Origin of the sequence: Corynebacterium sp. UMB6689, assembly GCF_030215295.1 — a bacterium.
GTDB lineage: Bacteria > Actinomycetota > Actinomycetes > Mycobacteriales > Mycobacteriaceae > Corynebacterium > Corynebacterium aurimucosum.
This window is the reverse complement of record NZ_JASOLS010000002.1, coordinates 1-23,656: the sequence shown is the minus strand read 5'-3', so window position 1 is coordinate 23,656 and position 23,656 is coordinate 1. Positions and strand designations below refer to the sequence as shown.

General features: G+C 61.2%; 24 protein-coding genes. 21 read left to right on the top strand and 3 right to left on the bottom strand.

Annotated features, from left to right (window positions below):
* Positions 1-112: 112 nt before the first annotated feature.
* From QP363_RS01115 to QP363_RS01105, 3 genes are read right to left on the bottom strand one after another with little or no spacing between them, the layout of a single operon-like run.
* Complete coding sequence (locus QP363_RS01115; protein ID WP_284761983.1) at positions 113-1,330, bottom strand: molybdopterin molybdotransferase MoeA; 1,218 nt, start codon at positions 1,328-1,330, stop codon at positions 113-115.
* A 10-nt stretch (positions 1,331-1,340) separates the two neighbouring features.
* Entirely contained in the window at positions 1,341-2,480 is a 1,140-nt protein-coding gene (gene moaA, locus QP363_RS01110; RefSeq protein WP_201828360.1) for a GTP 3',8-cyclase MoaA, read from the bottom strand.
* A gap of 45 nt (positions 2,481-2,525) precedes the next feature.
* Positions 2,526-4,280, bottom strand: coding sequence for a long-chain fatty-acid--CoA ligase (locus QP363_RS01105; RefSeq protein WP_284761982.1), 1,755 nt, complete (start codon positions 4,278-4,280; stop codon positions 2,526-2,528).
* A gap of 467 nt (positions 4,281-4,747) precedes the next feature.
* On the opposite strand from QP363_RS01105, the gene rho reads away from it, so the two are divergent.
* From rho to QP363_RS01000, 21 genes are all read left to right on the top strand, one after another.
* Positions 4,748-6,667 (top strand): transcription termination factor Rho, encoded by a 1,920-nt coding sequence (gene rho / locus QP363_RS01100; RefSeq protein ID WP_284761981.1) that lies wholly within the window; start codon positions 4,748-4,750, stop codon positions 6,665-6,667.
* Positions 6,667-7,743, top strand: a complete 1,077-nt coding sequence (gene prfA / locus QP363_RS01095) for a peptide chain release factor 1 (RefSeq protein ID WP_070443792.1) — start codon at positions 6,667-6,669, stop codon at positions 7,741-7,743. The genes rho and prfA overlap by 1 nt, the downstream gene beginning before the upstream one ends.
* A 24-nt stretch (positions 7,744-7,767) precedes the next feature.
* A complete protein-coding gene (gene prmC / locus QP363_RS01090; protein ID WP_284761980.1) occupies positions 7,768-8,697 on the top strand; it encodes a peptide chain release factor N(5)-glutamine methyltransferase in 930 nt (309 codons plus the stop codon).
* Between the two features lie 54 nt (positions 8,698-8,751).
* Positions 8,752-9,429 carry an L-threonylcarbamoyladenylate synthase gene (locus QP363_RS01085; protein ID WP_070443797.1) on the top strand — a complete coding sequence of 226 codons (678 nt, stop codon included), beginning with the start codon at positions 8,752-8,754 and terminating at the stop codon, positions 9,427-9,429.
* 10 nt (positions 9,430-9,439) lie between these two features.
* Positions 9,440-10,615: an MraY family glycosyltransferase gene (locus tag QP363_RS01080; protein ID WP_070443800.1), complete on the top strand. Its 1,176-nt coding sequence runs from the start codon at positions 9,440-9,442 to the stop codon at positions 10,613-10,615.
* 16 nt (positions 10,616-10,631) lie between these two features.
* A complete protein-coding gene (locus QP363_RS01075; protein ID WP_070710982.1) occupies positions 10,632-11,066 on the top strand; it encodes a hypothetical protein in 435 nt (144 codons plus the stop codon).
* Between the two features lie 445 nt (positions 11,067-11,511).
* Entirely contained in the window at positions 11,512-12,324 is an 813-nt protein-coding gene (gene atpB, locus QP363_RS01070) for a F0F1 ATP synthase subunit A (RefSeq protein ID WP_070645977.1), read from the top strand.
* 98 nt (positions 12,325-12,422) lie between these two features.
* The gene (locus tag QP363_RS01065; protein ID WP_010187073.1) at positions 12,423-12,665 is read left to right on the top strand and encodes an ATP synthase F0 subunit C; all 243 of its coding nucleotides are present in this window, start codon (positions 12,423-12,425) and stop codon (positions 12,663-12,665) included.
* Between the two features lie 45 nt (positions 12,666-12,710).
* Positions 12,711-13,283: a F0F1 ATP synthase subunit B gene (locus QP363_RS01060; protein WP_070645975.1), complete on the top strand. Its 573-nt coding sequence runs from the start codon at positions 12,711-12,713 to the stop codon at positions 13,281-13,283.
* Between the two features lie 6 nt (positions 13,284-13,289).
* Complete coding sequence (locus QP363_RS01055) at positions 13,290-14,105, top strand: F0F1 ATP synthase subunit delta (RefSeq protein WP_070443809.1); 816 nt, start codon at positions 13,290-13,292, stop codon at positions 14,103-14,105.
* A gap of 60 nt (positions 14,106-14,165) precedes the next feature.
* On the top strand, positions 14,166-15,806 hold the full coding sequence (atpA, locus tag QP363_RS01050) for a F0F1 ATP synthase subunit alpha (protein ID WP_070443812.1): 1,641 nt from the start codon (positions 14,166-14,168) through the stop codon (positions 15,804-15,806).
* 56 nt (positions 15,807-15,862) lie between these two features.
* The gene (locus QP363_RS01045) at positions 15,863-16,846 is read left to right on the top strand and encodes a F0F1 ATP synthase subunit gamma (protein ID WP_070443815.1); all 984 of its coding nucleotides are present in this window, start codon (positions 15,863-15,865) and stop codon (positions 16,844-16,846) included.
* A gap of 3 nt (positions 16,847-16,849) precedes the next feature.
* Positions 16,850-18,298: a F0F1 ATP synthase subunit beta gene (gene atpD, locus QP363_RS01040; RefSeq protein WP_010187062.1), complete on the top strand. Its 1,449-nt coding sequence runs from the start codon at positions 16,850-16,852 to the stop codon at positions 18,296-18,298.
* Between the two features lie 10 nt (positions 18,299-18,308).
* A complete protein-coding gene (locus tag QP363_RS01035) occupies positions 18,309-18,677 on the top strand; it encodes a F0F1 ATP synthase subunit epsilon (protein WP_070443818.1) in 369 nt (122 codons plus the stop codon).
* 186 nt (positions 18,678-18,863) lie between these two features.
* Positions 18,864-19,349: a DUF2550 domain-containing protein gene (locus QP363_RS01030; protein ID WP_070645973.1), complete on the top strand. Its 486-nt coding sequence runs from the start codon at positions 18,864-18,866 to the stop codon at positions 19,347-19,349.
* 23 nt (positions 19,350-19,372) lie between these two features.
* The gene (nucS, locus tag QP363_RS01025) at positions 19,373-20,065 is read left to right on the top strand and encodes an endonuclease NucS (protein ID WP_070443823.1); all 693 of its coding nucleotides are present in this window, start codon (positions 19,373-19,375) and stop codon (positions 20,063-20,065) included.
* On the top strand, positions 20,065-20,349 hold the full coding sequence (locus tag QP363_RS01020; protein WP_083276401.1) for a hypothetical protein: 285 nt from the start codon (positions 20,065-20,067) through the stop codon (positions 20,347-20,349). The genes nucS and QP363_RS01020 overlap by 1 nt, the downstream gene beginning before the upstream one ends.
* Positions 20,350-20,359: 10 nt before the next feature.
* Positions 20,360-20,668, top strand: a complete 309-nt coding sequence (locus QP363_RS01015) for an MTH1187 family thiamine-binding protein (RefSeq protein ID WP_070443826.1) — start codon at positions 20,360-20,362, stop codon at positions 20,666-20,668.
* Positions 20,665-21,588: a tetratricopeptide repeat protein gene (locus tag QP363_RS01010; protein WP_284761979.1), complete on the top strand. Its 924-nt coding sequence runs from the start codon at positions 20,665-20,667 to the stop codon at positions 21,586-21,588. The genes QP363_RS01015 and QP363_RS01010 overlap by 4 nt, the downstream gene beginning before the upstream one ends.
* 205 nt (positions 21,589-21,793) lie before the next feature.
* Positions 21,794-23,371 (top strand): ABC transporter substrate-binding protein, encoded by a 1,578-nt coding sequence (locus QP363_RS01005; protein WP_070710985.1) that lies wholly within the window; start codon positions 21,794-21,796, stop codon positions 23,369-23,371.
* Positions 23,372-23,420: 49 nt separating this feature from the next.
* Positions 23,421-23,656, top strand: a 236-nt coding sequence (locus QP363_RS01000) for a low molecular weight phosphatase family protein (protein ID WP_369180679.1), incomplete at its 3' end; no start/stop codon positions are given.

Here is a 23,656-nt window from a genome sequence, read left to right as displayed (position 1 = left end):
TTCCTCCGGTGGACCTAGCCTAGCTGACGAAGAGTGGGCCGATCCGCGTTTCTGAGGCGCGATCTTTGGCAGCAACGGAGGGGTGGGGGCTGTAGAAGGGGAGACCCTGAATCTAGTAGGGGTAGACGGTAAGTTGCTCCCCTGCGGTGACGGAGCTCGTCAGCAGCGCGAAACCTTGCGTGCCCGGCAGTGCTGCAACGTGGTGGCTGCGCATGCGTGGACCAGGCGGCGGAGAGGCGGTAATGCTTCCCTCCAGAGCAATTGAGCACGGCTGAATCAGCGGGCGGTGCGGATGCGGGAAGTCGGCCCGGGCGACAGCCGTCAGATGCGGCCGGTCTAAAACTCCGGTGGGGCGGGGAAGGCCGCGCAAGGAACGCAGAAGCGGGGTGAGGTAGAGATGCACGGAGACGAACGCCGCCACCGGGTTGCCCGGCAAACACACCACGGGAACGCCGTTCCACAGCGCGTGGCCCTGCGGCGCGCCGGGGCGTTGGTTGACGTGCCCGAACCAATAAGAGCCGCGCTCCACAGTATCCTCAACGACCGCGCGAACCACGTCAAAAGCGCCTGCGGATACCCCGCCGGTGGTGACGATGAGATCGGATTCTGCGGCAGCCTTGTCGAAGCGGCGGCGCAGCTCAACGGGTGAATCGCCACATACCGTGCGGGTGATGTCAACGGGCCCGGTGGCACTCATGAGTGCTTCGAGCATCGGCCCATTGGAATCCGGGAGCTGGCCGTTGCGCAGCTCCTCGCCCGTGGCGATAATGCTCACTCGCGGGATGCGGTGGACCACGGCGGTGCTGACCCCGGCAGAAATGGCGGCGGCGATGAGGGAGGCGTCGACCAGCGTGGCGGCACCGGCTAGTTGGTGCCCGGCCTCGATGTGGGAGCCGCGCCGCCGGATGTGGTTGCGCTCGGGAAGTCGGTGCACCGTAACGGTCTCGGGCAGCGGCCCGGGGCCTGGCGGAATATCGGTGTCCTCCACAGGGATGACCAGACCATCAAAGCCCGCGGGTACTGCACCACCGGTCATGATGCGCAGCGCAGTGCCGGGCTGCGGGGCCTGGGCAGACGCGCCGGCAGGCACATCACCCACGATGGGCAGAGTGAAAGGAACGGTGAGGCTGTCGGGTGAGGAGGGCTGAGGAATGAGGAAACCATCCATCGCGGAATTATCTTGCGCTGGCAGGGGCAGGCGGGCGACGAGGGGCTCAGCCAATACGTGACCCTGCGAGAGTGGGACATGCTCCGCAGGCAGGGCGCGGACCAGCGCGTGGAGGCGGTCGAAATACTCCTCGATACTTAAGTCAGTCCCAGTGCTTGTCATTGCACCCAATCTAGCCGCCGATGGCGGACATCGGGCGATCTGGTTGGAGGAAACCTTCATCATCGACCCCATGGCCCGGTAATTTCCTCCACATTTCACCCGCCCACGCGGTGGCGAGCTCCGCATCGCTGGCACCGGCCCGCATGAGGTCGCGCAAGGAGGTTTCCGAGTTGCCGAAGAGGCAATTGCGCACCGCGCCGTCTGCGGTCAGGCGCGTGCGGTCGCAATCCCCGCAGAAGGGCCGCGTCACGGAGGCGATCACCCCGATGTGTCCTGTGGGGAGGGAGCCATCGCGCGAGACCGCGGACCACAGTGCAGCCGGCGCGGAGCCGCGGGGTTTCTTAGCCGGGGTGAGCTCGAAGTCTTCGGCCAAGCGTGCCAAGATGTCCTCCGCGGTGACCATCTGGGAACGCGTCCACTTCTCCCGTGGGCCCAGCGGCATCTGCTCAATGAAACGAAGCTGCGCGCCGCGCTCTAAACAAAAACGGGCCAACGGCAGGATGGCGGATTCGTTGACGCCTGGCATGATGACAGCATTGACCTTGACCGGATCCATGTCGGCGGCCAGCGCGGCATCGATGGATGTGAGCGCATCTGCCAGGCGGTCGCGTCGGGTGAGCTGGGCATAGAGCTCCGGATCGAGCGTGTCCAGGGAGATATTGACGCGGTCCAGCCGGGCGCGCTGCAGCCCCGGCAGGCGTTTATCCAAGCCCAGCCCGTTGGTGGTGAGAGCAACAGTAGGAGGGCGGCCCTCATCGGTAGTGAGCGCTTTTGTGGCGGCGATGATTTTCTCTAAGGAGCCGCGAAGAAGGGGCTCGCCACCGGTGAAGCGCACCTGCTGGATGCCGAGCTTGTCCACTGCGAGGCGGATCAGCCGGATGGTCTCTTCATCGCTGAGCGTGTGTTCGGTGGGCAGCCACTCATAACCTTCGGCGGGCATGCAGTAGGTGCAGCGCAGGTTGCAGCGATCCGTCAGAGAAACGCGCAGGTCGCGGGCCTGGCGGCCGTAGCGATCCACGAGTGTACGGCGGCCCTCGGTTCCTGGTGCCGGCAGGTCCGTGGGCAGCGTCCCCGCTCCCCGTACACGCGGCAATGGCAGAGTCAGCGGGACGGAGGTGCGTGGCGAAGGCTGGGATGGCTGGGCGGACATTGCTGGCAAGTCTAGATCGAAGCGCGCCAAATGAATAGGAGGGGACTAAGCTTCCCCGTCGCCTTCTTCGGCATCGAGGCGCTGCGCCTCACCCGGGCCCTTGAGACGGATGATGTTGTATTCGCCCTCCGCAAGGTGGGCGCGCAGGTCCTTCTTATCGAACTTGCCCACCGAGGTTTTATCGATGGATTTCACGAAGGTCCAGTACTCCGGCAGCATCCAGGAGGGCAGCTCAGAGCGCATTCCATTGCGCAGGCGCTCGGCGGTCTCAATCGTGGGGCTGATATCTGCGGCGAGCACGGTGACAGCCAGCGGGCGCTCGACCCACTGTTTGTCGGGGTAGCCAATGACGGCGCATTCGAGTACCACCGGGTTGGCCATGATGAGGTTCTCCAACTGCACGGAATAAATCCACTCACCACCGGAGCGAATGACATCGCGTGCTCGGTCTTCCACGGTAAGGAAGCCATCCTCGGTGACGAAGCCGACGTCGCCGGTGCGTAGCCAGCCGTCCGCCGTGAACTTGGAAGCCGCGTCCTCGACGTCTTTCCCGCGGAACTCGTGAGCAGCGCCGCCATCCTCCGAGGCGGGCGAGTGGTAGTAGGCGCCAGTAACCAGGTTGCCGCGGACCTGAATCTCACCGGCGTTGCGGTCCGTCGTGTTGACTACGTGGCCGTCGTTAACCACGCGGTATTCCAGGGCGGCTGGGAAGCGCCCTTGGGAAATACGGTAGGCCCAGCGGGCCTCACCCGAGGCGCCTGAAGGCGGGCGAGCCACGGTGCCCACCGTGGTGGTTTCCGCCATGCCCCACACGTGGACCACGTCCACGCCGTAGCGCTCTTCCCAGCTCTTGATGAGCTGCGGCGGCACAGGAGAGCCGCCAGCGAAGATCTCCGTCAGGGTCATGCGCTCCGGTGGGTTCTTGAGGTAGTGAACGAAGAGTTGAATCCAAATGGTGGGCACACCGTGCGCCACGCGCGGGGAGGTTGCGGCGATGATTTTGGCCAGGGTGGCGGGGGAGACGTCGGCGTCGGGAAGCACCAGCGGCGTGCCCGTCATCCACGCCGCGAAGGGAACTCCCCAGCTCAGCACGTGATAGATGGGGATGCAGCACAGAAATGTCTCCCCGTGGGTCACGCACAAGGAATCGGAGGAGCGCAGCTGCATACCTTCCAAGTACAGGGCGCGGTGGGAGTAGAGCACGCCCTTGGGTGCACCGGTGGTGCCGGTGGAGTAGCACAGTGCGGCGGCGGTGTGCTCATCCAGAACCGGCCAGTCATACACGGTGGAGCGCCCATCCAGCAGTTGCTCATAGCAATAAATCTCGACGTTGCCCGGCAGAGCGGTGCTGGGCTTGTCGACACCCGTGAATACCACCGCACGCACGCAGTCCACGCCTTCTAGAACCTGGGCCAGTTGCTCGGCGAGGCGACAATCCGCGACGATGACGCGGACCTCAGCGTGGTTGATGATGTGCCGGATCTGATCATTCATGAGCTGCTTGTTGAGCGGGGTAAATACTGCCCCCTTGCAAGCGGTGCCAAAAAGCACTTCGAGGTGTTCGGCGCAGTTCCACATTAGGGAGCCCACACGTTCATCGCCAGTGATGCCGAGCGTGTCATGCAGGGCGTGGGCGAAGGCAGCGGCGCGCGCGCCGATATCGGCGAAGGTGGTTTCTTCGCGTTCATTGCCGGGATTGGCGCTGTGCCACGTAACCACCTGGGTTTGGCCGTGGACAGTGGAACCGTACTCCAGGATGCGAGTGAGGGACAGCGGGATATCCTGCATTGTGGAGAGCATGCGCACTACTTTAGCCGTGTCAGTGTGAGCGCGGTGGAAGGATGCGGTATAGTTGTCGGCGACTGGCGGGGAAGGCCTTCCCCGCACCTCCGAGCTCCCTCTACGGCGCACACACCTGTGGTGAAAACTCATGGCAGTCCAACGGTGTGCGCGACGGTGAGAGGGGAGAGACACGCTCGCAGTCGCCTTCTTAAAATATCTCCCCGCGATTGACCCGCGGCCGCTTCCTTGAGAACTTTTCAGGAGTTCTGCAAGGAGTTCTTCATGTTCCGTACCGCAGGGCCGGAGAGGGGGGAGAGCCAAAGAAAACCACCGCCCACGGGGATCGCGGTCGCGTGAACTCGCTGGTGGCGGTGGACCATCTCAATTACACACTGGCTTCCAACGCCCGCTTGGAACAGCACCACACACAGTGCAGGTGCGGCAGATAAGACAGCGCGCGTTGGTGAAGCGACGAAAGGATATCCGTGAGCGATACGGACAAGACCGCAGCACAGGATCTCGCATCCCTGAAGCTGCCGGAATTGCGCAAGCTGGCTGCGGAGCGCGGACTTCGCGGCGTTTCTGGACTGCGCAAGGGGGACCTCATCACTGCATTGACCACCGGCCAGGTTCCGGCACGCGGCGCAAAGGCTGCTGCCGAGGGCGAGGCTAAGGACGCACAGCCGCGTCGCGCTGCCCGCAAGGCCTCGCGCCCCGCCGGTGCTGCTGACCAAGCCTCCGAGCAGCCGGAGCAGGACAAGAAGAAACAGGACCAGCCACAGCAGGAATCCGAGAACTCCCAGAAGGGTGAGGACAGTGCTCAGGAGTCCGAGCACAAGGACGGCCACGACGAGCAGCGCTACGAGTCCCGCTCCCAGGCCCGCCGTGCTCGCCGCAACCGTGCGCGCCGTCAGGAGCGCGAGGCCCGCGGAGAGTCCAAGGGCAACGGGAATGACAATGGCGCAGAGGACAACAACGGCAAGTCCGAGGACAGCCAGTCCCGTGGCGGAAAGAACTCCGACAACGGTGACCACGGCAACGGTGGCAACGGTCATAACGGCGGCAATAACGGCGGTGGCCAGAACAACAACCGCCGCGATAACCACCGCAACGATGATGACAACAACGGCGGCGGAGGCCGCCGTAACCGCCGTAACCGTCGCAACCGCCGCGGGCGTGACCGCGATGGCGGCGGTAACGGTGGCAATGACCTGCAGATCCGCGAGGGCGATGAAGTGCAGGTAGTCGGCGGCATCCTCGAGGTCGTGGACAACAACGTGGCCTTCCTGCGCACCACCGGCTACCGCGCGGCGAGCTCCGATGTCTTTGTCAACAACAACCTCGTGCGCCGCCTTGGCCTGCGCTCAGGCGACGCCCTGACCGGCAAGGTCAAAGTTTCCGGCCCGACCCACACCCACGGCAACGGCCGCAACCGCCGCAAGTACAACCAGCTGGTGGAGGTTGACACGGTCAACGGCTTGGATCCGTCCACCGCGAAGGAGCGCCCGGACTTCGCCAAGCTCACCCCGCTGTACCCGAACCAGCGTCTGCGCCTGGAGACGGACCCGAAGATCCTCACCACTCGCGTCATCGACCTCATCATGCCGATTGGTAAGGGCCAGCGCGCGCTCATCGTCTCCCCGCCGAAGGCCGGTAAGACGACGATCCTGCAGAACATCGCCAACGCCATTGCCACGAATAACCCGGAGTGCTACCTCATGGTGGTCCTCGTGGATGAGCGCCCCGAAGAGGTCACGGACATGCAGCGCAGCGTCAACGGTGAGGTCATTGCCTCCACCTTCGACCGCCCTCCGTCAGAGCACACCTCGGTGGCGGAGCTGGCTATCGAGCGCGCCAAGCGCTTGGTGGAGCAGGGCAAGGACGTCGTCGTTCTGCTCGACTCCATCACCCGCCTAGGCCGTGCGTACAACAACTCCTCCCCGGCGTCGGGCCGCATCCTGTCCGGTGGTGTGGACTCCAACGCCCTGTACCCGCCGAAGCGCTTCTTGGGCGCTGCCCGCAACATCGAAAATGGCGGCTCGCTGACCATCATCGCCACCGCGATGGTGGAGACGGGCTCCACCGGTGACACTGTCATCTTCGAGGAGTTCAAGGGCACCGGCAACGCCGAGCTCAAGCTCGACCGCGCTATCTCCGAGCGCCGCATCTTCCCGGCCGTGGACGTCAACCCCTCCGGTACCCGCAAGGACGAGCTCCTGCTCGTTCCGGAGGAGGCACGCATCATGACCAAACTGCGCCGCATCCTCTCCGGCTTGGACTCCTTCGCCGCCATTGACTTGCTCATCAAGCAGCTCAAGAAGACCCGCTCCAACGGCGAGTTCCTCATGCAGGTCGCTTCGTCCGCGCCCATGGCGGCAGACACGGACGAGGAGGACTACAAGTAATGTCTAACCAGGTTTCCCTCGTTGATGACATCATCTCCGAGTACCAAGGCATCGAAATGCAGATGGCTGACCCAGACGTAGCCGGGGATCAGTCGCAATTCCGCAAGCTGTCCAAGCGCTACGCTGAGCTGCGCCCCATCGTCGCCGTCAACGAAGAGCTGGTGCAGGCCCGCCAGGATTTGGCCGACGCCAAGGAGATGGCCTACGAGGATCACGAGTTCCAGTCTGAGGTTGACCGCCTCGAGCCGCTCGTCGTGCAGCTGGAGGAGCAACTCGCGGACCTCCTAGCCCCGCGCGATGAGCATGACTCCGAGGACATCATCATGGAGATCAAGGCCGGTGCTGGTGGCGAAGAGGCAGCGCTCTTCGCCGGTGACTTGGCCCGCATGTACGAGCGCTTCGCCGACAAGGCAGGCTTCCAGTGGGAGGTCCTGGGCCTCAACGAGTCTGACCTTGGCGGAGTGAAGGATATGTCCATCTCCTTCAAGTCCAAGACCCCCTCGCGCGATGGCGCGTGGAGCGTGTTCAAGTTTGAAGGCGGCGTCCACCGTGTACAGCGCGTGCCGGTGACCGAGTCCCAGGGCCGCATCCAGACCTCTGCTGCTGGTGTGCTGGTCTACCCGGAGCCGGAGGAGATCGACTCCGTCAATATCGATGACAAGGACATCCGTGTCGACGTTTACCGTTCCTCCGGTAAGGGTGGTCAGGGCGTGAACACCACTGACTCCGCTGTGCGTATTACCCACCTGCCCACTGGCCTGGTGGTGACCTGTCAGAAGGAGCGCTCGCAGATTCAGAACAAGGCGCGTGCCCTGCAGGTGCTGCAGGCTCGCCTGGACCAGATGGAGCGCGAGGCCCGCGAGGCCGAGGCCGGCGAGCAGCGCGCCTCCCAGGTGCGCACCATGGACCGCTCGGAGCGCATCCGCACCTATAACTGGCCGGAGAACCGCATCACCGATCACCGCATTGGTTACAAGGCCAATAATCTTGACTCCGTGCTCGACGGCGATATGCAGGATCTCATCGAAGCTCTGCAAGCCCAGGAGCGCGCGGAGCGCCTTGAGGCCGAAGGCTAGAAGGCTAAGGCACGGTTAGATACGGTGACTTTTCACACCTATAAGGAGGCGCTTCGTGATGCCACGGAGCGCCTTCGCGCTGCCAGGGTACCCTCACCCGAGTGGGATGCGCGCCTGTTGGCTGCCCACCTCATTCACTGTGGCCACATGGATATCCCGCTAAACGAGGCTCCGATCCCCGGCTTTGACGTGGCATATGGGGCGTTGGTGGGGCGTCGTGAAGCGCGCGAGCCCCTCCAGCACATCCTAGGAGCGGCGTGGTTTGGCCCCCTCGAACTCGAGGTCGGCCCCGGTGTGTTCATCCCGCGCCCAGAGACGGAGGTGCTCGCCGACTGGGGAGTTAAGTTTCTGAAGAAACTTAACTCGTGGGAGACGAAGAAACTTAACTCGTGGGAGACGAAGAAACTTAACTCGTGGGAGACGAAGACTAACGCGCACCCTCCCCGCGTCGTGGATTTGTGCGCCGGATCCGGTGCACTGGCGTTGTACGTCGCCCACTACGTGCCGCAGGCCGAGGTGTGGGCAGTGGAGCTTGCCGACGCCGCCTTGGCCTACACCCGCCGCAACGTTGCACGTCATGACCGTGATGTGCAGCTGATCCAGGGCGACGTGACGGATCCATATGTGCTTTCGGAGCTGCACGGCACCGTCGACCTCGTGCTGACCAACCCGCCCTATGTCCCCGAGACCCCGGACCTGGATCCGGAGGTCTACCAAGACCCCCACGAGGCGGTGTTTGGGGGAGCAGACGGCATGGAGACCATCACAGAGATGATTCCGACCATCGCCGCACTGCTTCGCCCCGGCGGAAAGGTGGGCATTGAACACGATGATGACACGTCTGAACAGGTGCAAGAAGCCCTGCGTGCGGATGGCGGGTTCACGCACATCGAGGTACTTAAGGATCTGACTGGCACCGCCCGCTTTGTCACGGCCGAACGGGGAGTACAGTAGATTGGTCGAAGATTGGTCGACAAGCCGATAGGAACGGAATTAAAGGAGAGACCAATGCAGGGACAGATTTATAACTGTGCGGACGCGGCAGAACGCGAAGAAGGAATGGCCCTTGCCGTCAAGGCTGCCAAGTCAGGGCGGCTCGTCGTCATGCCCACCGATACGCTCTACGGGTTGGGCTGCGACGCCTTCGATAATGACGCCGTTGCGAGCCTGCTGGCCACCAAGCACCGCGGCCCCGACATGCCGGTGCCGGTGCTCGTGGGATCCTGGGACACCGTAAAAGGCCTTGTCGCCACTTTGGATGACACCGCACAAACGCTTATCGAGGCCTTCTGGCCGGGTGGTTTGTCCATCGTGGTCCCGCAAGCGCCTTCGCTTCCGTGGAACCTGGGCGATACCCGCGGCACGGTGATGCTGCGCATGCCCCTGCACCCCATTGCAATCGAGCTCCTCCGCGAGGTCGGCCCGATGGCGGTGTCCTCAGCGAATATCTCTGGACAGACTCCGCCGACCACTGCGATTGCTGCCAAGCAGCAGCTGGGTAAGGCCGTCACGGTCTACCTCGACGGGGGAGAAGCTGAGGTGGGCAAGCCCTCCACCATCATTGATCTGTCCGGCTCACACCCGTATCTGCTGCGCGAAGGTGCTTTGAGCGCCGAGCAGATCGGCGAGGTCATCGGAGTGTCTGCAGAGTCCCTGCGCACACGCCCGGGCTCCCAATCCTCTTAAGGAGACATCAGTGGCTGGAACCGGAGTGCCGCTGCGTGAGCTGGCGTTGGTGATCTTCGTCGCCGCGGCGTTTACCTACCTCACCACCGGACTGGTGCGCACCTTTTTGGTGCGCAGTGGCCAGGTGGCGGAGATACGCCTGCGCGATAGTCACTCCCAGCCCACCCCGCAGCTTGGCGGAGTGGCGATGTTTACGGGGTTTGCCGCCGCCGTGTACCTCGCCGGCCAGCTTCCAGCCTTGACTCGCGGGTTTATGCCCGTCACGCCAGAGATGAACGCTGTACTCTGGTCCGCTGCCGCCATCGTGGTTGTCGGTGTGGTGGATGACCTGTTGGAACTGAGTGCTTTGGTCAAACTCATCGGGCAGCTCGTTGCCGCAGCCATTATGAGCGGATTGGGCTTGACCTGGACGCTTCTCTTTCTGCCTTTTGGTGATGGAACCACGGTCATTCTGGACCAGGTCCAGGGAACACTCTTGACCACATTCTTTACCGTACTGCTCATTAATGCCATCAACTTCGTCGACGGCCTCGACGGCTTGGCGGCTGGGCTGGGCATGATTGCCGGCGGGGCCATCCTGGTCTTCTCCTTGACTGTTCTGCATGACCAAGGCGGTACCGTATCGGCCTATCCGCCGGCGATTATCGCGGCGGCACTCGTTGGTGTGTGTGCCGGATTCCTTCCGCATAATTTTGAGCCCTCCCGCATTTTCATGGGGGATAGTGGAGCGATGCTGATTGGTTTGTTGCTCGCCGCGGCGTCGACCTCAGCATCCGGCAAGATCAACATGTCCCTCTACGGCACCGTGGACATCGTGGCGCTGATGTCACCCGTCATCGTCGTTGTTGCTGCGGTCTTTATTCCAGTCCTAGACCTTGTCTGGGCGGTCATTCGGCGTGTTTCGCAGGGGCGCTCGCCCTTCGCTGCCGATAAGGCGCATATCCACCACCGGCTGCTGTCGCTGGGGCATACGCACCGCCGCACCGTTCTGGTGCTCTACTTGTGGGTCTCCGCGGTGGCTTTCGGGGCGGTTTCCTTCTCCATCGTTCCAGCCCCTGTCGCGGTGGTGCTCGCTGTTTTTGCGCTCCTCGTAGCCTTTGGCGTGACCTTGATTCCGCTGCGCCAGGGCAAGATTGGACGCCGGCCGCGCTCGACTAGCGTGGTGCTGGAAACGGATCCCTCCTGAGGTAGGGTATGGGGCTGTGACTGATTCAACGACTTCCGAAGAGCTATCGCCCTATGACGATCATCGTCGTCCCCTCAAGCGCGCCCTGCGCCTCGGAGCCATTGGCCTCGTCGTAGTGACCATCGCATCCCTGGCCCTCTGGGGTGGCGTTCGTGGGTTGCCCGGCATCTGGGGAGTGCTCGTCGGCGCTGCTATCGGAGGCGGCTTCGTGCTCTTTACCGCAGCTTCGGTGCTCCTTACCGCACGGACTACTCCCTCGACCACGATGGCTGTGGTTCTCGGCGGCTGGTTGCTCAAGGTGGTCATCCTCATCATGGTGCTGTTGCTGATTAAGGACTTGGACTTCTATGACACGATGGCGCTGTTTGTGACTGTGTTGCTAGCGCTGGCGGTGACGCTGGGAACCGAGGTCTGGGGTGTGATTACTTCCAACGTGACCTACGTGTCCTAGCGTGCCTCGATCTTCATCACAGGCCACTGCTTCCGGTGACCCCGGGAGGGTGGCTTTTTGTGTAGTAAGACACGTCTTTCAACCTGCTCATTACCCCCGTCAAGGTGGGAAAACGTGGGTATGTGACCAAATACACTCAGCAGGGTTTTGGCAGAATGCGGGCCTTTTATGAGGCTTTCTGGTGCTGGGCTGTGGCTTTAGGTCCGCAACGGTGCCCCCACGTGCGAAAACTTGAGGGCGAACTGATAGCATTCTCTTCGGGTTACCGCGGGTTAGCGTCATGCTATCCCGAAAAAGTACGGTTTATCCTTGCCCTGTTTACGCTGATGTGCGACGGAGTCCGTGGACAGGGCAGAGAGCTTGAGACGTCCATCGCACCACATAGCCTTCGACAAGCTGTGTGGCCCGAACACGGGAGAGAACGCTGAGCGTTACGACATTGGCCATGAAGGGTGAGTTTCACGCACCCGAACTGGATCCAGAATTTTTCCCGGGGCACGTAACCGATGATGGTGAAGTCGTCGATCTCTTGTTCGCCGATTTCGCCAACGGTTGGTTCGCTTTGGATCGCATCATGCTGGTTCGCCTGTTCATGGCGGCCATTCTGGTGCTCCTTTTTGTTGTCGCCTTTAGGAACCCGAAGCTGGTTCCTAAAGGATTGCAAAACGTAGCGGAGCATGCGATTGACTTCGTACGAATTCACATCGCAGAAGACATCTTGGGCCGTAAGGAAGGACGTCGATTCCTTCCGATCTTGGCCACGATCTTCTTCGGTGTTTTGTTCTGGAACGTAGCAACTATTGTTCCAGCTCTAAACATCTCTCCGAACGCTCGTATTGGTATGCCAATCGTGCTGGCAGCCGTCGCGTACATCGCCATGATCTACGCCGGTGCTAAGCGCTTTGGCTTCGGCAAGTTCATCAAGTCTTCGGTGGTTATTCCTAACCTGCCGCCGTTGCTGCACGTGCTTGTTGTGCCGATTGAGGCTTTCTCTACGTTTGTCATGCGTCCAGTCACGCTGGCTCTTCGTCTGATGGCGAACTTCCTGGCTGGCCACCTCATTTTGGTCCTGTTGTACTCGGCAACGAACTTCTTCTTCTTCCAGTTCAACGGCTGGACTGCCATGAGTGGCCTGACGCTGGTCGCAGCGGTTCTGTTCACGATTTACGAAATTATCGTCATTTTCCTGCAGGCATATATCTTTGCCCTGCTGACGGCGGTATACATCGAACTATCGCTGCATGCAGATTCGCACTAACAACAACGCGAACCTCGCGGTTAACTAAATACCCCAAAACCACCACATCCCCCGCGGACAAATCCGTGGGAAAACATTGAAAGGGAACGACTTTCATCATGAACGAAATCATTCTTGCTCAGGCCGCTGACGAGTCCACCCTCAAGGGTCTCGGTGCTATCGGCTACGGCATCGCAACCATCGGCCCGGGTCTGGGCATCGGTATCCTCGTCGGCAAGACCGTCGAGGGCATGGCTCGCCAGCCGGAGATGGCTGGTCAGCTGCGTACCACCATGTTCCTGGGTATCGCCTTCGTTGAGGCCCTCGCCCTGATTGGCCTCGTTGCAGGCTTCCTGTTCTAAAGAGCGCTTTACACAAAGTAAATCGAACTTTAAGAACGGAGCCCCATGAACAACGTCATTTACTACCTTGCAGCAGAGGGAAGTGAGCACCTGCCGCTGGAGAGCGGTAACTCCATCCTTCTGCCCAAGATGTACGACTTGGTCTGGTCCCTCATTCCGTTCGCCATCATCCTGCTTGTGTTCTGGAAGCTCGTTCTTCCGGCATACAACAAGATGCTGCAGGAGCGTGAAGACCGGATCGAAGGTGGCCTTAAGCGTGCGGAGGCTCAGCAGGCCGAAGCAAAGGCCGCCCTGGAAAAGTACAATGCTCAGCTCGCTGACGCTCGAGCAGAGGCTGCGGAGATTCGTGAGCAGGCGCGTGAGCGCGGCAAGCTGATCGAGGCAGAGGCTAAGGAAGCTGCAGAGGAAGAGTCTCGTCGCATCCTGACCGCCGGCGAGAAGCAGCTTGAAGCTTCCCGTGCACAGGTCGTGTCTGAGCTGCGTTCCGACATCGGGCAGAACTCCATCAACCTGGCAGAGAAGCTGCTCGGCGGCGAACTTTCGGACGCCACCAAGCAGTCCTCCACGATTGATAACTTCCTGTCCGAGCTCGACACTGTGGCACCGGCCGGAAAGTAGGCAACGATGAAGGCAGCTAGCCGCGAAGCACTCGCTACCACTGAGTCCAAGCTGGATGAGTTCCTCTCCAGCGACCGCTCGGTAGCGACTGCTACCCAGGCAGGCCAGGACCTCTTCGAGGTAGTCCGCGTCCTCGACGGCGACCGCGAACTGCGCGTCGCTCTGACCGACGACGCCGCCACCGCAGAGGAGCGCAAGTCCCTGGTCCAGACCCTTTTCGGCGGGAAGGTCACCCCGGTAGCACTCCAGGTGCTGCAGGAGGCCGCCGCCGCACAGTGGTCGAGCCCGCGTGATATCGCCCGTGGCCTCATCATCCTCGGCCGCCGCGCACTGCTGCGTGGCGCTGAGTTTGAGGGCAAGCTGGGCCAGGTAGAAGACGAGCTCTTCTCCCTGTCGCGCGTGCTTGACCGAGAAGGCGAACTGACCCAGCTGCTTTCAGACCGTACTGCTACGTCCGATCGTAAGGTCGGGCTGCTGGCAAGCGTGCTCTACGGCAAGGTCACGATGGTTACTGAGGCGCTCGCGCTGCAGGCCATTGGCCGCCCGGAGCAGAACCCGATTGATGATCTCGCCGGTTTGGCGGACACCGCAGCCAAGCTGCAGGGCCGTACCATCGCGCGCGTGACCACTGCGGGTGAGCTGAACGATAGCCAGCGGGCAGCACTCGCTGAAAAGCTGGGCAAAATTTATGGTCGTGCGATGTCCATCCACTCTGAGGTTGACACCAGCCTCCTCGGTGGTATGACCATCCGCGTCGGCGATGAAGTCATCGATGGCTCGACGGCAGGCAAGATCGCCCGCCTTCGCGCGCAGATGGCATAAGCCGAAACGACAGAAACGATTAAGTAATTGCTGGAAGATACTACCGAGAGCAGGAAGAACATGGCGGAGCTGACGATCTCCTCCGACGAGATCCGTAGCGCGATTGCGAACTACACCTCGAGCTACTCCGCGGAGGCCTCCCGTGAGGAGGTCGGCGTGGTCATTTCGGCAGCTGACGGTATTGCGCAGGTTTCGGGCCTGCCGTCCGTCATGGCGAATGAGCTGCTCGAGTTCCCGGGCGGCGTGATTGGCGTCGCACAGAACCTTGACACCAACTCCATCGGTGTCGTGGTCCTGGGCAACTTCGAGTCGCTGAAAGAAGGCGACGAGGTCAAGAGGACCGGCGAGGTTCTCTCCATCCCTGTGGGCGAGGAATTCCTCGGCCGCGTAATTAACCCCCTGGGCCAGCCGATTGACGGCATGGGCCCGATCACCGCTGAAGAGGACCGCGTCCTCGAGCTGCAGGCACCGTCCGTGCTGCAGCGTCAGCCGGTGGAAGAGCCGATGCAGACCGGCATCAAGGCTATTGACGCGATGACCCCGATTGGTCGCGGTCAGCGTCAGTTGATCATTGGTGACCGTAAGACGGGTAAGACGGCTGTCTGTATCGACACCATCCTGAACCAGAAGGCTAACTGGGAATCTGGCGACAAGAACAAGCAGGTTCGCTGCATCTACGTCGCCATCGGCCAGAAGGGCTCCACCATCGCTGGTGTGCGCCACACCCTGGAGCAGCACGGCGCTCTGGAGTACACCACCATCGTGGCTGCTCCGGCATCCGACGCCGCCGGCTTCAAGTGGCTGGCACCGTTCTCCGGTGCCGCTCTGGGTCAGCACTGGATGTACCAGGGCAACCACGTCCTGATCATTTACGATGATCTGACCAAGCAGGCTGAGGCCTACCGTGCGATTTCCCTTCTGCTGCGCCGTCCGCCGGGCCGCGAGGCTTACCCGGGCGACGTCTTCTACCTCCACTCCCGTCTGCTGGAGCGTGCTGCAAAGCTCTCCGACGACATGGGTGCAGGTTCCATGACCGCACTGCCGATCATTGAGACCAAGGCGAACGACGTCTCCGCCTTCATTCCGACCAACGTTATTTCTATTACCGACGGCCAGGTCTTCCTGGAGTCCGACCTGTTCAACCAGGGCGTCCGTCCGGCAATTAACGTCGGTGTGTCCGTCTCCCGTGTTGGTGGTGCTGCACAGACCAAGGGTATGAAGAAGGTTGCCGGTAACCTGCGTCTTGAGCTGGCTGCCTACCGTGACCTGCAGGCCTTCGCGGCCTTCGCATCCGACCTGGATCCGGCCTCCAAGGCTCAGCTGGAGCGCGGTGAGCGCCTCGTCGAGCTGCTCAAGCAGGCCGAGTCCTCCCCGCAGCCTGTCGAGTACCAGATGGTATCCATCTTCCTCGCAGACCAGGGCATCTTCGACGTCGTTCCCGTCGAGGACGTACGCCGCTTCGAGAAGGAGCTGCACGATCACCTCAACTCTGCAACCCCGCAGGTGTTCGAGCAGATCCAGGGCGGCACCGCTCTGACCGACGAGTCCAAGGATGCACTTGTTGCAGCAGCTAAGGACTTCACTCCGTCCTTCCGCACCACCGAGGGCCACAACCTCGGCACCGAGGCGCCGGTTGACCCGCTCGCCGCGGATGACGTGAACAAGACCGAGCTCAACGTCTCCCGCAAGACGGCCAAATAGAGTTTCGCACGCTCTAAGAATTAACCGTCTAGAAAAAGAAGGGAGGAGCGAACACCATGGCTAATCTTCGTGAACTGCGTGACCGTATCCGGTCCGTCAATTCCACCAAGAAGATCACCAAGGCACAGGAGCTCATTGCTACCTCGCGCATTACCAAGGCTCAGGCCAGGGTAGAAGCGGCGCAGCCTTATGCACGTGAACTGTCCAGCGTGCTCAACAAGCTGGCGGCGCACACGTCCCTGGATCACCCGATGCTCCGGGAACGCGAAGATGCCAAGGTAGCCGCCATTCTCGTGGTCTCTTCTGACCGCGGTATGTGCGGTGGCTACAACAACAACATCTTCAAGAAGGCGGCCGAGCTGGAAGCCCTGCTGAAGAGCGAGGGTTTCGAGACCGTCCGCTACGTCACCGGTAATAAGGGCGTTGGCTTCTACAAGTTCCGTGAGGCCGAGGTCGCTGGCAGCTGGACTGGATTCTCGCAGGATCCGACCTGGGAAAAGACGCACGATGTGCGCCGCCACATTATCGACGGCTTCGTTGCCGGTTCGAATGGCCAGGCCAAGACCCGCGAGGGTATTCACGTGGAGGGCGAGACCGTTCGCGGTTTCGACCAAGTACACGTTGTGTACACCGAGTTCGAGTCCATGCTGACCCAGACCGCGCGTGTGCAGCAGCTGCTGCCGGTGGTACCGGTTATCGAGGAAGAGGACTACAATCTGGGTGAGTCCGCGCTTTCCGACGCCGAGCCGAATAATCAGATCACTCCTGATTACGACTTCGAGCCGGATGCGGACACCCTGATGGAAGCGTTGCTTCCGCAGTACGTTTCTCGCCTCCTGTTTGCGATGTTCTTGGAGTCCTCGGCCTCCGAGTCCGCCGCACGCCGTACCGCAATGAAGTCTGCAACCGACAACGCTACCGAGCTGGTCAAGGACCTCTCGCGCGTGGCCAACCAGGCTCGTCAGGCGCAGATTACCCAAGAAATCACAGAGATCGTCGGTGGCGCTGGGGCGCTCGCCGAAAGCGCAGAAAGTGACTAGATTATGACTACAGCTCTGCAAGAGCAGAACACACAGTCGTCGGCTACCGCCGGCCGTGTGGTGCGTGTCATCGGTCCGGTCGTCGACGTGGAGTTTCCGCGTGGCGGGCTGCCGGCACTGTACAACGCACTGACCGTCGAGGTGACCCTCGAGGCTGTTGCAAAGACCGTCACCCTTGAGGTCGCTCAGCACCTCGGTGACAACCTCGTCCGTGCCGTGTCCATGGCTCCGACCGACGGCCTTGTCCGCGGTGCCGCAGTGACCGACACCGGCAAGCCGATTTCCGTCCCGGTGGGCGATGTGGTCAAGGGCCACGTCTTCAACGCCCTCGGTGACTGCCTTGACCAGCCGGGTCTGGGCCGCGACGGCGAGCAGTGGGGTATCCACCGCGAGCCGCCGGCATTCGACCAGCTGGAAGGTAAGACCGAGATCCTGGAGACCGGCATTAAGGTCATCGACCTGCTGACCCCGTACGTCAAGGGCGGCAAGATCGGCCTGTTCGGTGGTGCAGGTGTGGGTAAGACCGTTCTTATCCAGGAGATGATTACTCGTATCGCACGCGAGTTCTCCGGTACCTCCGTCTTCGCCGGCGTCGGCGAGCGCACCCGTGAGGGCACCGACCTCTTCCTCGAGATGGAAGAGATGGGCGTTCTCCAGGACACCGCGCTTGTCTTCGGCCAGATGGACGAGCCGCCAGGAGTCCGTATGCGCGTGGCTCTGTCCGGTCTGACCATGGCGGAGTACTTCCGCGATGTGCAGAACCAGGACGTGCTGCTGTTCATCGACAACATCTTCCGTTTCACCCAGGCCGGTTCTGAGGTCTCGACCCTGCTGGGCCGCATGCCTTCCGCCGTGGGTTACCAGCCGACTCTGGCTGATGAGATGGGTGTGCTGCAGGAGCGTATTACCTCTACCAAGGGTAAGTCCATTACCTCCCTGCAGGCCGTGTACGTGCCGGCCGATGACTACACCGACCCGGCTCCGGCGACCACCTTCGCCCACCTCGATGCCACTACCGAGTTGGACCGTGGTATTGCTTCGAAGGGTATTTACCCGGCAGTGAACCCGCTGACCTCTACCTCTCGTATTCTGGAGCCGTCCATCGTGGGCGAGCGCCACTACGAGGTGGCACAGCGTGTCATCGGTATTCTGCAGAAGAACAAGGAGCTCCAGGACATCATCGCCATCCTTGGTATGGACGAGCTGTCTGAGGAAGACAAGATCACCGTTCAGCGTGCTCGTCGTATCGAGCGCTTCCTGGGCCAGAACTTCTTCGTCGCAGAGAAGTTCACCGGCCTGCCGGGTTCCTACGTGCCGCTGGCCGATACCATCGACGCTTTCGAGCGCATCTGCAACGGCGAATTCGACCACTACCCGGAGCAGGCTTTCAACGGCCTGGGTGGCTTGGACGACGTCGAGGCTGCGTACAAGAAGCTGACCGAGAAGAAGTAGGGAGAGGCACATGGCTGACATCACCGCCGAATTGGTTTCGGTTGAGCGCCTGCTGTGGACCGGAAAGGCCACCATGGTGACGGCTGAGACCACCGAGGGTGAGATCGGCGTGCTTCCTGGACATGAGCCCATGGTTGGTCAGTTGATCGACAATGGTGTTGTGACCATCCACCCGGTGGACGGCGATCGTCTCGTCGCTGCCGTCCAGGGTGGCTTCCTCTCCGTGTCCGAGAACAAGATCACCGTCCTCGCTGATTGGTCCATCTGGGCCTCTGAGGTCGATGAAGCACAGGCACAGGAAGACCTGAAGTCTGAGCGCGAGCTGACGAGGTCTCGTGGCGACGCCGCGTTGCGCGCCGCCCGCCGCCTCAACAGCTAACGGATGAGCGGAGAGGGAAACGACGGGCAGCAATGACCGCCCTTCCCACTCTCACTTAGGAACCCCACAACCTCGATAAGAGGGGGTGGGGTTCTTTCGTGTTCTTGGGTAAGGACTAGCGTTGCTTCCGTCAACGGCGGTACAATCAATCCATCGTTTCGTACTCGCTGTGAAGGACATCATTCCATGAATTCTCAGGTGCTTCAGGGGCTAACAATTCTTTTAGGTCTGTGTGCACTGGTCGTTCTGGTTTTCCTCATCCTAGCGGCGGTGCGCTTTTTCACCGTGCGCTCCCGCGGCACGAGCATCCTTTTGCGCCAACTACCGTCGAAGGACTCTCATTCTTGGCGTCATGGTCTCGTGCGCTATGACGGCGAGTATATGGACTACTTCAAGCTCCGCTCCGTCATGCCGCGCGCCAACAAGCGCTTCAATCGCCTCGACATCGAATTGGGCAAGACTCGCCCGATGGATGGTGACGAGGCTTCTTTTATGCCCTCGGATCACCAAATCATCCAGCTTCGCATCGATGGTAGGGACTATGAGATTGCCTCGGATGCGCAGGGCATCATGGCCCTGAATGCGTGGGTCGAATCAGCCCCTTCGAAGCGCCAAGAAAAGTTGGACTATCACCAGATGCGCCAGCGAGCTACCCGTTTACCTAAGAAGTAGCGCTCAACGATAGGGTAGAGGACATGCGTCTTGTCATCGCCCAATGCTCCGTAGACTACGTCGGCCGCCTCGACGCCCACCTTCCGATGGCGGATCGGCTCATCCTTATCAAGGCCGATGGTTCGGTGTCCATCCATGCGGATGACCGCGCCTACAAGCCTTTGAACTGGATGACACCACCATGCACCTTTGAAGAGTCGGCGATTGAGGATATCGATGGCGAAGACACAGGAGAAAAGCTGTGGCTGGTGGAGAACCCGAAGGGTGAGCAGCTACGCATCACCATTGCTGAGATCCACCAGGACATCACTATGGAGCTGGGGGAAGATCCCGGCCTAGTCAAGGATGGCGTGGAAGCGCACCTGCAGGAGCTCTTGGCCGAGCATATTGAAACGTTGGGAGAGAAGTACTCGCTAGTGCGTCGCGAGTACCCCACGGCTATCGGGCCGGTGGACATCATGGCCAAGAATGCCAAGAACGAGTTTGTCGCCGTTGAGGTCAAGCGCCGCGGGGGCATTGATGGAGTCGAGCAGCTTTCGCGCTACCTCGAGTTGCTGAATCGCGATGACCTGCTAGCACCCGTGCATGGCGTCTTCGCCGCGCAGGAAATCAAGCCCCAAGCACGGACCTTGGCGGAGGACCGCGGCATCCGTTGCGTCGTCCTGGATTACCAGGAGCTGCGCGGCATCGAATCCAACGAGCTGCGGTTGTTCTAGTGCCACGCCGCAATCGTAGAATCCGCGAAGAGCCGCGTTCATTGCCCCGCGATGGAAGTGCTTTCCTCGGATCGCAGACTGTACCCGGGCCGCGGTGGACTAATGGAGAGCCTTTCGTTATGCGGCACGTCGGCAGCGCGGCTGCTCAGAAGTACTACGTGTGCCCGGGTTGCAATCAGAACATCCCTCCCGGGGTGGCGCATATCGTGGCGTGGCCACGGGATACCGGTGGGCGCGGTGAGGACCGCCGCCACTGGCACCGGCACTGCTGGGACCGGCGGTAGGATAGCGGGCATGATTGTTGCCTTTTCCGTAGCCCCCACTGTTGTGGGTGATGAAAGCGCTGAAATGTCCGAGGCCGTGGCCGAAGCCGTGCGTGTTGTCCGGGCCTCCGGCCTGCCTAATGAGACCAACTCCATGTTCACCATCATTGAAGGTGAGTGGGACGAGGTCTTCGCGGTCATCAAGGAGGCCACCGATGCCGTACGCGCCGTGTCGCCGCGCACGAGCTTGGTGATTAAGGCCGATATCCGCGAAGGCGTGAGCGGGCAGATAACCCAAAAAGTAGATTCCGTTAACCGTTACCTGGAGGAGAACAAGTGACTGGACCGTACGTAGGAGGAGCCCTCGACCTGGGCGCCATCAAGCAGCAGGCGGAGGCCAAGGCGAAAGCACAGGAACAGGGCACTACTGGTGCCTCGGCAGGTGTGCAGCCCTTCTTCGAGGTCACCGAGCAGAACTTTGAGAATGACCTGGTGCGCCGCTCTGCCGAGGTACCTGTTATCGCCTTGATCGGCTCGCCGCGCTCGCCTGCCTCCGAGCAGCTCAAGAAGGACTTCGAGGAGATGGCGGCCGCCGGTGGCCTGAAGTTCATCGTGGGCTACATCAATGCCGATGTCGTTCCCCAGGTGGCGCAGGTCTTCGGCGTGCAGAATCTGCCGACCACTGTCGCCATCGCTGCAGGCCAGCCGGTCACCAATTTCGAGGGCGGGCAGCCACGTGAGAACTTGGAGCAGTGGGTTGCGGCGATCGTCGACAAGCTCGGCCCCCAGCTCAAGGGCTTGCCTGACCAAGATGTGGCGGGGGAGACCCCCGAGGAAGAAGCAGCGGATCCGCGCCTGAGCCTGGCTGAGGACGCACTCAACCGCGGCGATTTCGATTCCGCTATTGCTACCTACGAGGAGATCCTGGCTGCCGAGCCAGACAACGTGGAGATTAAGCAGGCCCGCGACACCACGCTATTACTCAAGCGCCTGGACCCGGCTAACCGCAGCGAGGATCCTATCGCTGCGGCGGATGCTGCCCCGGAGGACGTGTCCAAGCAGTTCGATGCCGCCGACGCGGAGGTGGTTGCCGGTGCTCCCGACCGCGCCTTCGAGCGCCTCATCGAGGCCATGAAGCGTACCGCCGGGGATGAGAAAGAACAGCTTAAGACCCGACTCTTGGAGCTTTTTGGGCTCTTTGATTCCGGTGATTCGCGCGTGCTCGCCGCACGCACGAAGCTGGCCAGCGCGTTGTACTAAGGAGGGCGTCGTAATAGGGCCCAGCTTGTGCTGGGCCCTAGAGCGGCCTTTCCGGACGATCGCGGGCTGAACCCTCAGGATGGCTCAGATGAGTCCTCTCCTGAGGTTCTTTTTGTGTTCAAGCAATTATGTGAAGCACCTCATGTTAAATTCGTTCTAGTGTTATGTAACACAATAATTGGTCGACTCTTTCAGGAGGACTCTCATGCGCAAGCTCCTCGGCGTCATCGGCGCCGCCTCTCTTGCTTTTACCCTGACCGCCTGCGGAAGCGATAGCTCCGATAGCGCCGGTGGTTCCAACTATGTCCGAGTTCTGGGCACCGAGCCGCAGCAGGGCCTGATCCCCGCAATGACGAATGAGAACGGCGGCGGACGCATCGTCGACATGCTGTATTCCGGGTTGGTGTACTACGACGCCGAGGGTAACGTGCACAACGAGATGGCGGAGTCCATCGACAAGGAAGGGGAGAAGACCTACAAGGTCACGCTCAAGCCCGACCTGAAATTTTCCGACGGTTCTGCCGTAACTGCGGATACCTTCGTCGATACGTGGAATTACGCGGTGGCCAACGAACAGCTCAACGAGAGCTTTTTCTCCTCCATCAAGGGCTACGGGGAAGGCGTCAAGGAGATGGAGGGCCTTAAGGTCATCGATGAGCGCACCTTCACTATCGAGCTCACCCAGCCGGAGAGCGACTTTCCGAGCCGCTTGGGCTACAACGCTTACTTCCCAGTCCCCGCAGCCGCACTGGAGGACCCGCAGGGCTTTGGCGAATCCCCAGTGTCGAACGGTCCCTACAAGATCAAGGAATGGAATCACAACCAGAACCTGATCATCGAGCCGAACCCAGAGTACAAGGGTGACCGTGCCGCGCAGAACGACGGCATCGAGTTCACCTTCTACGCTGATTCCAGCGCGGCCTACATGGACCTGTTGGCGAATAACCTCGATGTCCTCGAAGCCATCCCGTCCTCTGCCTTCGGAAGCTATGAACAGGACTTGGGGGACCGCCAAGAAACCAAGCCTGCTGCCACCTACCTGGAGATGTCCATCCACATGGAGACCCCGCACTTTAGTGGGGAAGAAGGCGCGCTGCGCCGCAAGGCAATCTCGATGGCTATCAACCGCGAGGAAATCGCGGAGACCATCTTCCACGGCACCCGCACACCGGCCCGCGAGTTCACCTCCCCGGTCCTGAATGGCTACAACGACAGCCTGCCCGGTTCGGAGAACCTGGACTATAACCCGGAGGAGGCGAAGAAGCTCTGGGCGGAGGCCGATAAGAAGTACGGTGCTTTTGAAGGCTCGTTCCCCATTAACTACAACACCGACGGCGACAACAAAGATTGGGCCGATGCCGTAGCCAACAACATCAGCAACACGCTGGGAATTCAAGCCGTGGGGAACCCCTACCCGGACTTCAAGTCCTTCCGCGATGCCTACCGCAGCGAGCGTATGGACGGTGCCTACCGCACGGCGTGGTTCGCCGACTATCCCTCCATGGGCAACTTCCTCGGGCCAAACTTCACCACGGGTGTAGCTTCCAACGACTCGAAGTACTCCAACCCGGAATTCGATGAGCTGATCGTGAAGGCCAACGGCGCCGCAAATGAGGAGGAAGCCGCGAAGCTCTACAACCAGGCGCAAGAGCTTCTGCTGCGTGACCTTCCTTCGATCCCGCTGTTCTACCCGAACGTGGTCGGCGGGTGGTCGGAGAACGTCCAGGACGTGACCTTCAACTGGAAGTCCCTGCCGGTGTATTACGCGGTGAAGAAGAACTAGCGCTCTGGTCTCCTACTGGCACACCGCAACACGATTACAGTAGGGTGGCATGACCTCCGTACTATTTCTTTGCAATACCAACCGCGGCAAGTCTCAGATGGCGGCTGCCCTAGCTAAGAAGCATGCGCCCGATTGGGAGATTCATTCTGCAGGAGTAAAGACCACTGAACAGCATCGTGCGCAGGGCGTTAATGCTGAGGCGCAGGCCTCTCTGGCAAAGGTCGGCGCCGACACGGCAGGTACGCCGACCTTGATTGATTCCGACCTCGCATCGTCGGTCGACCA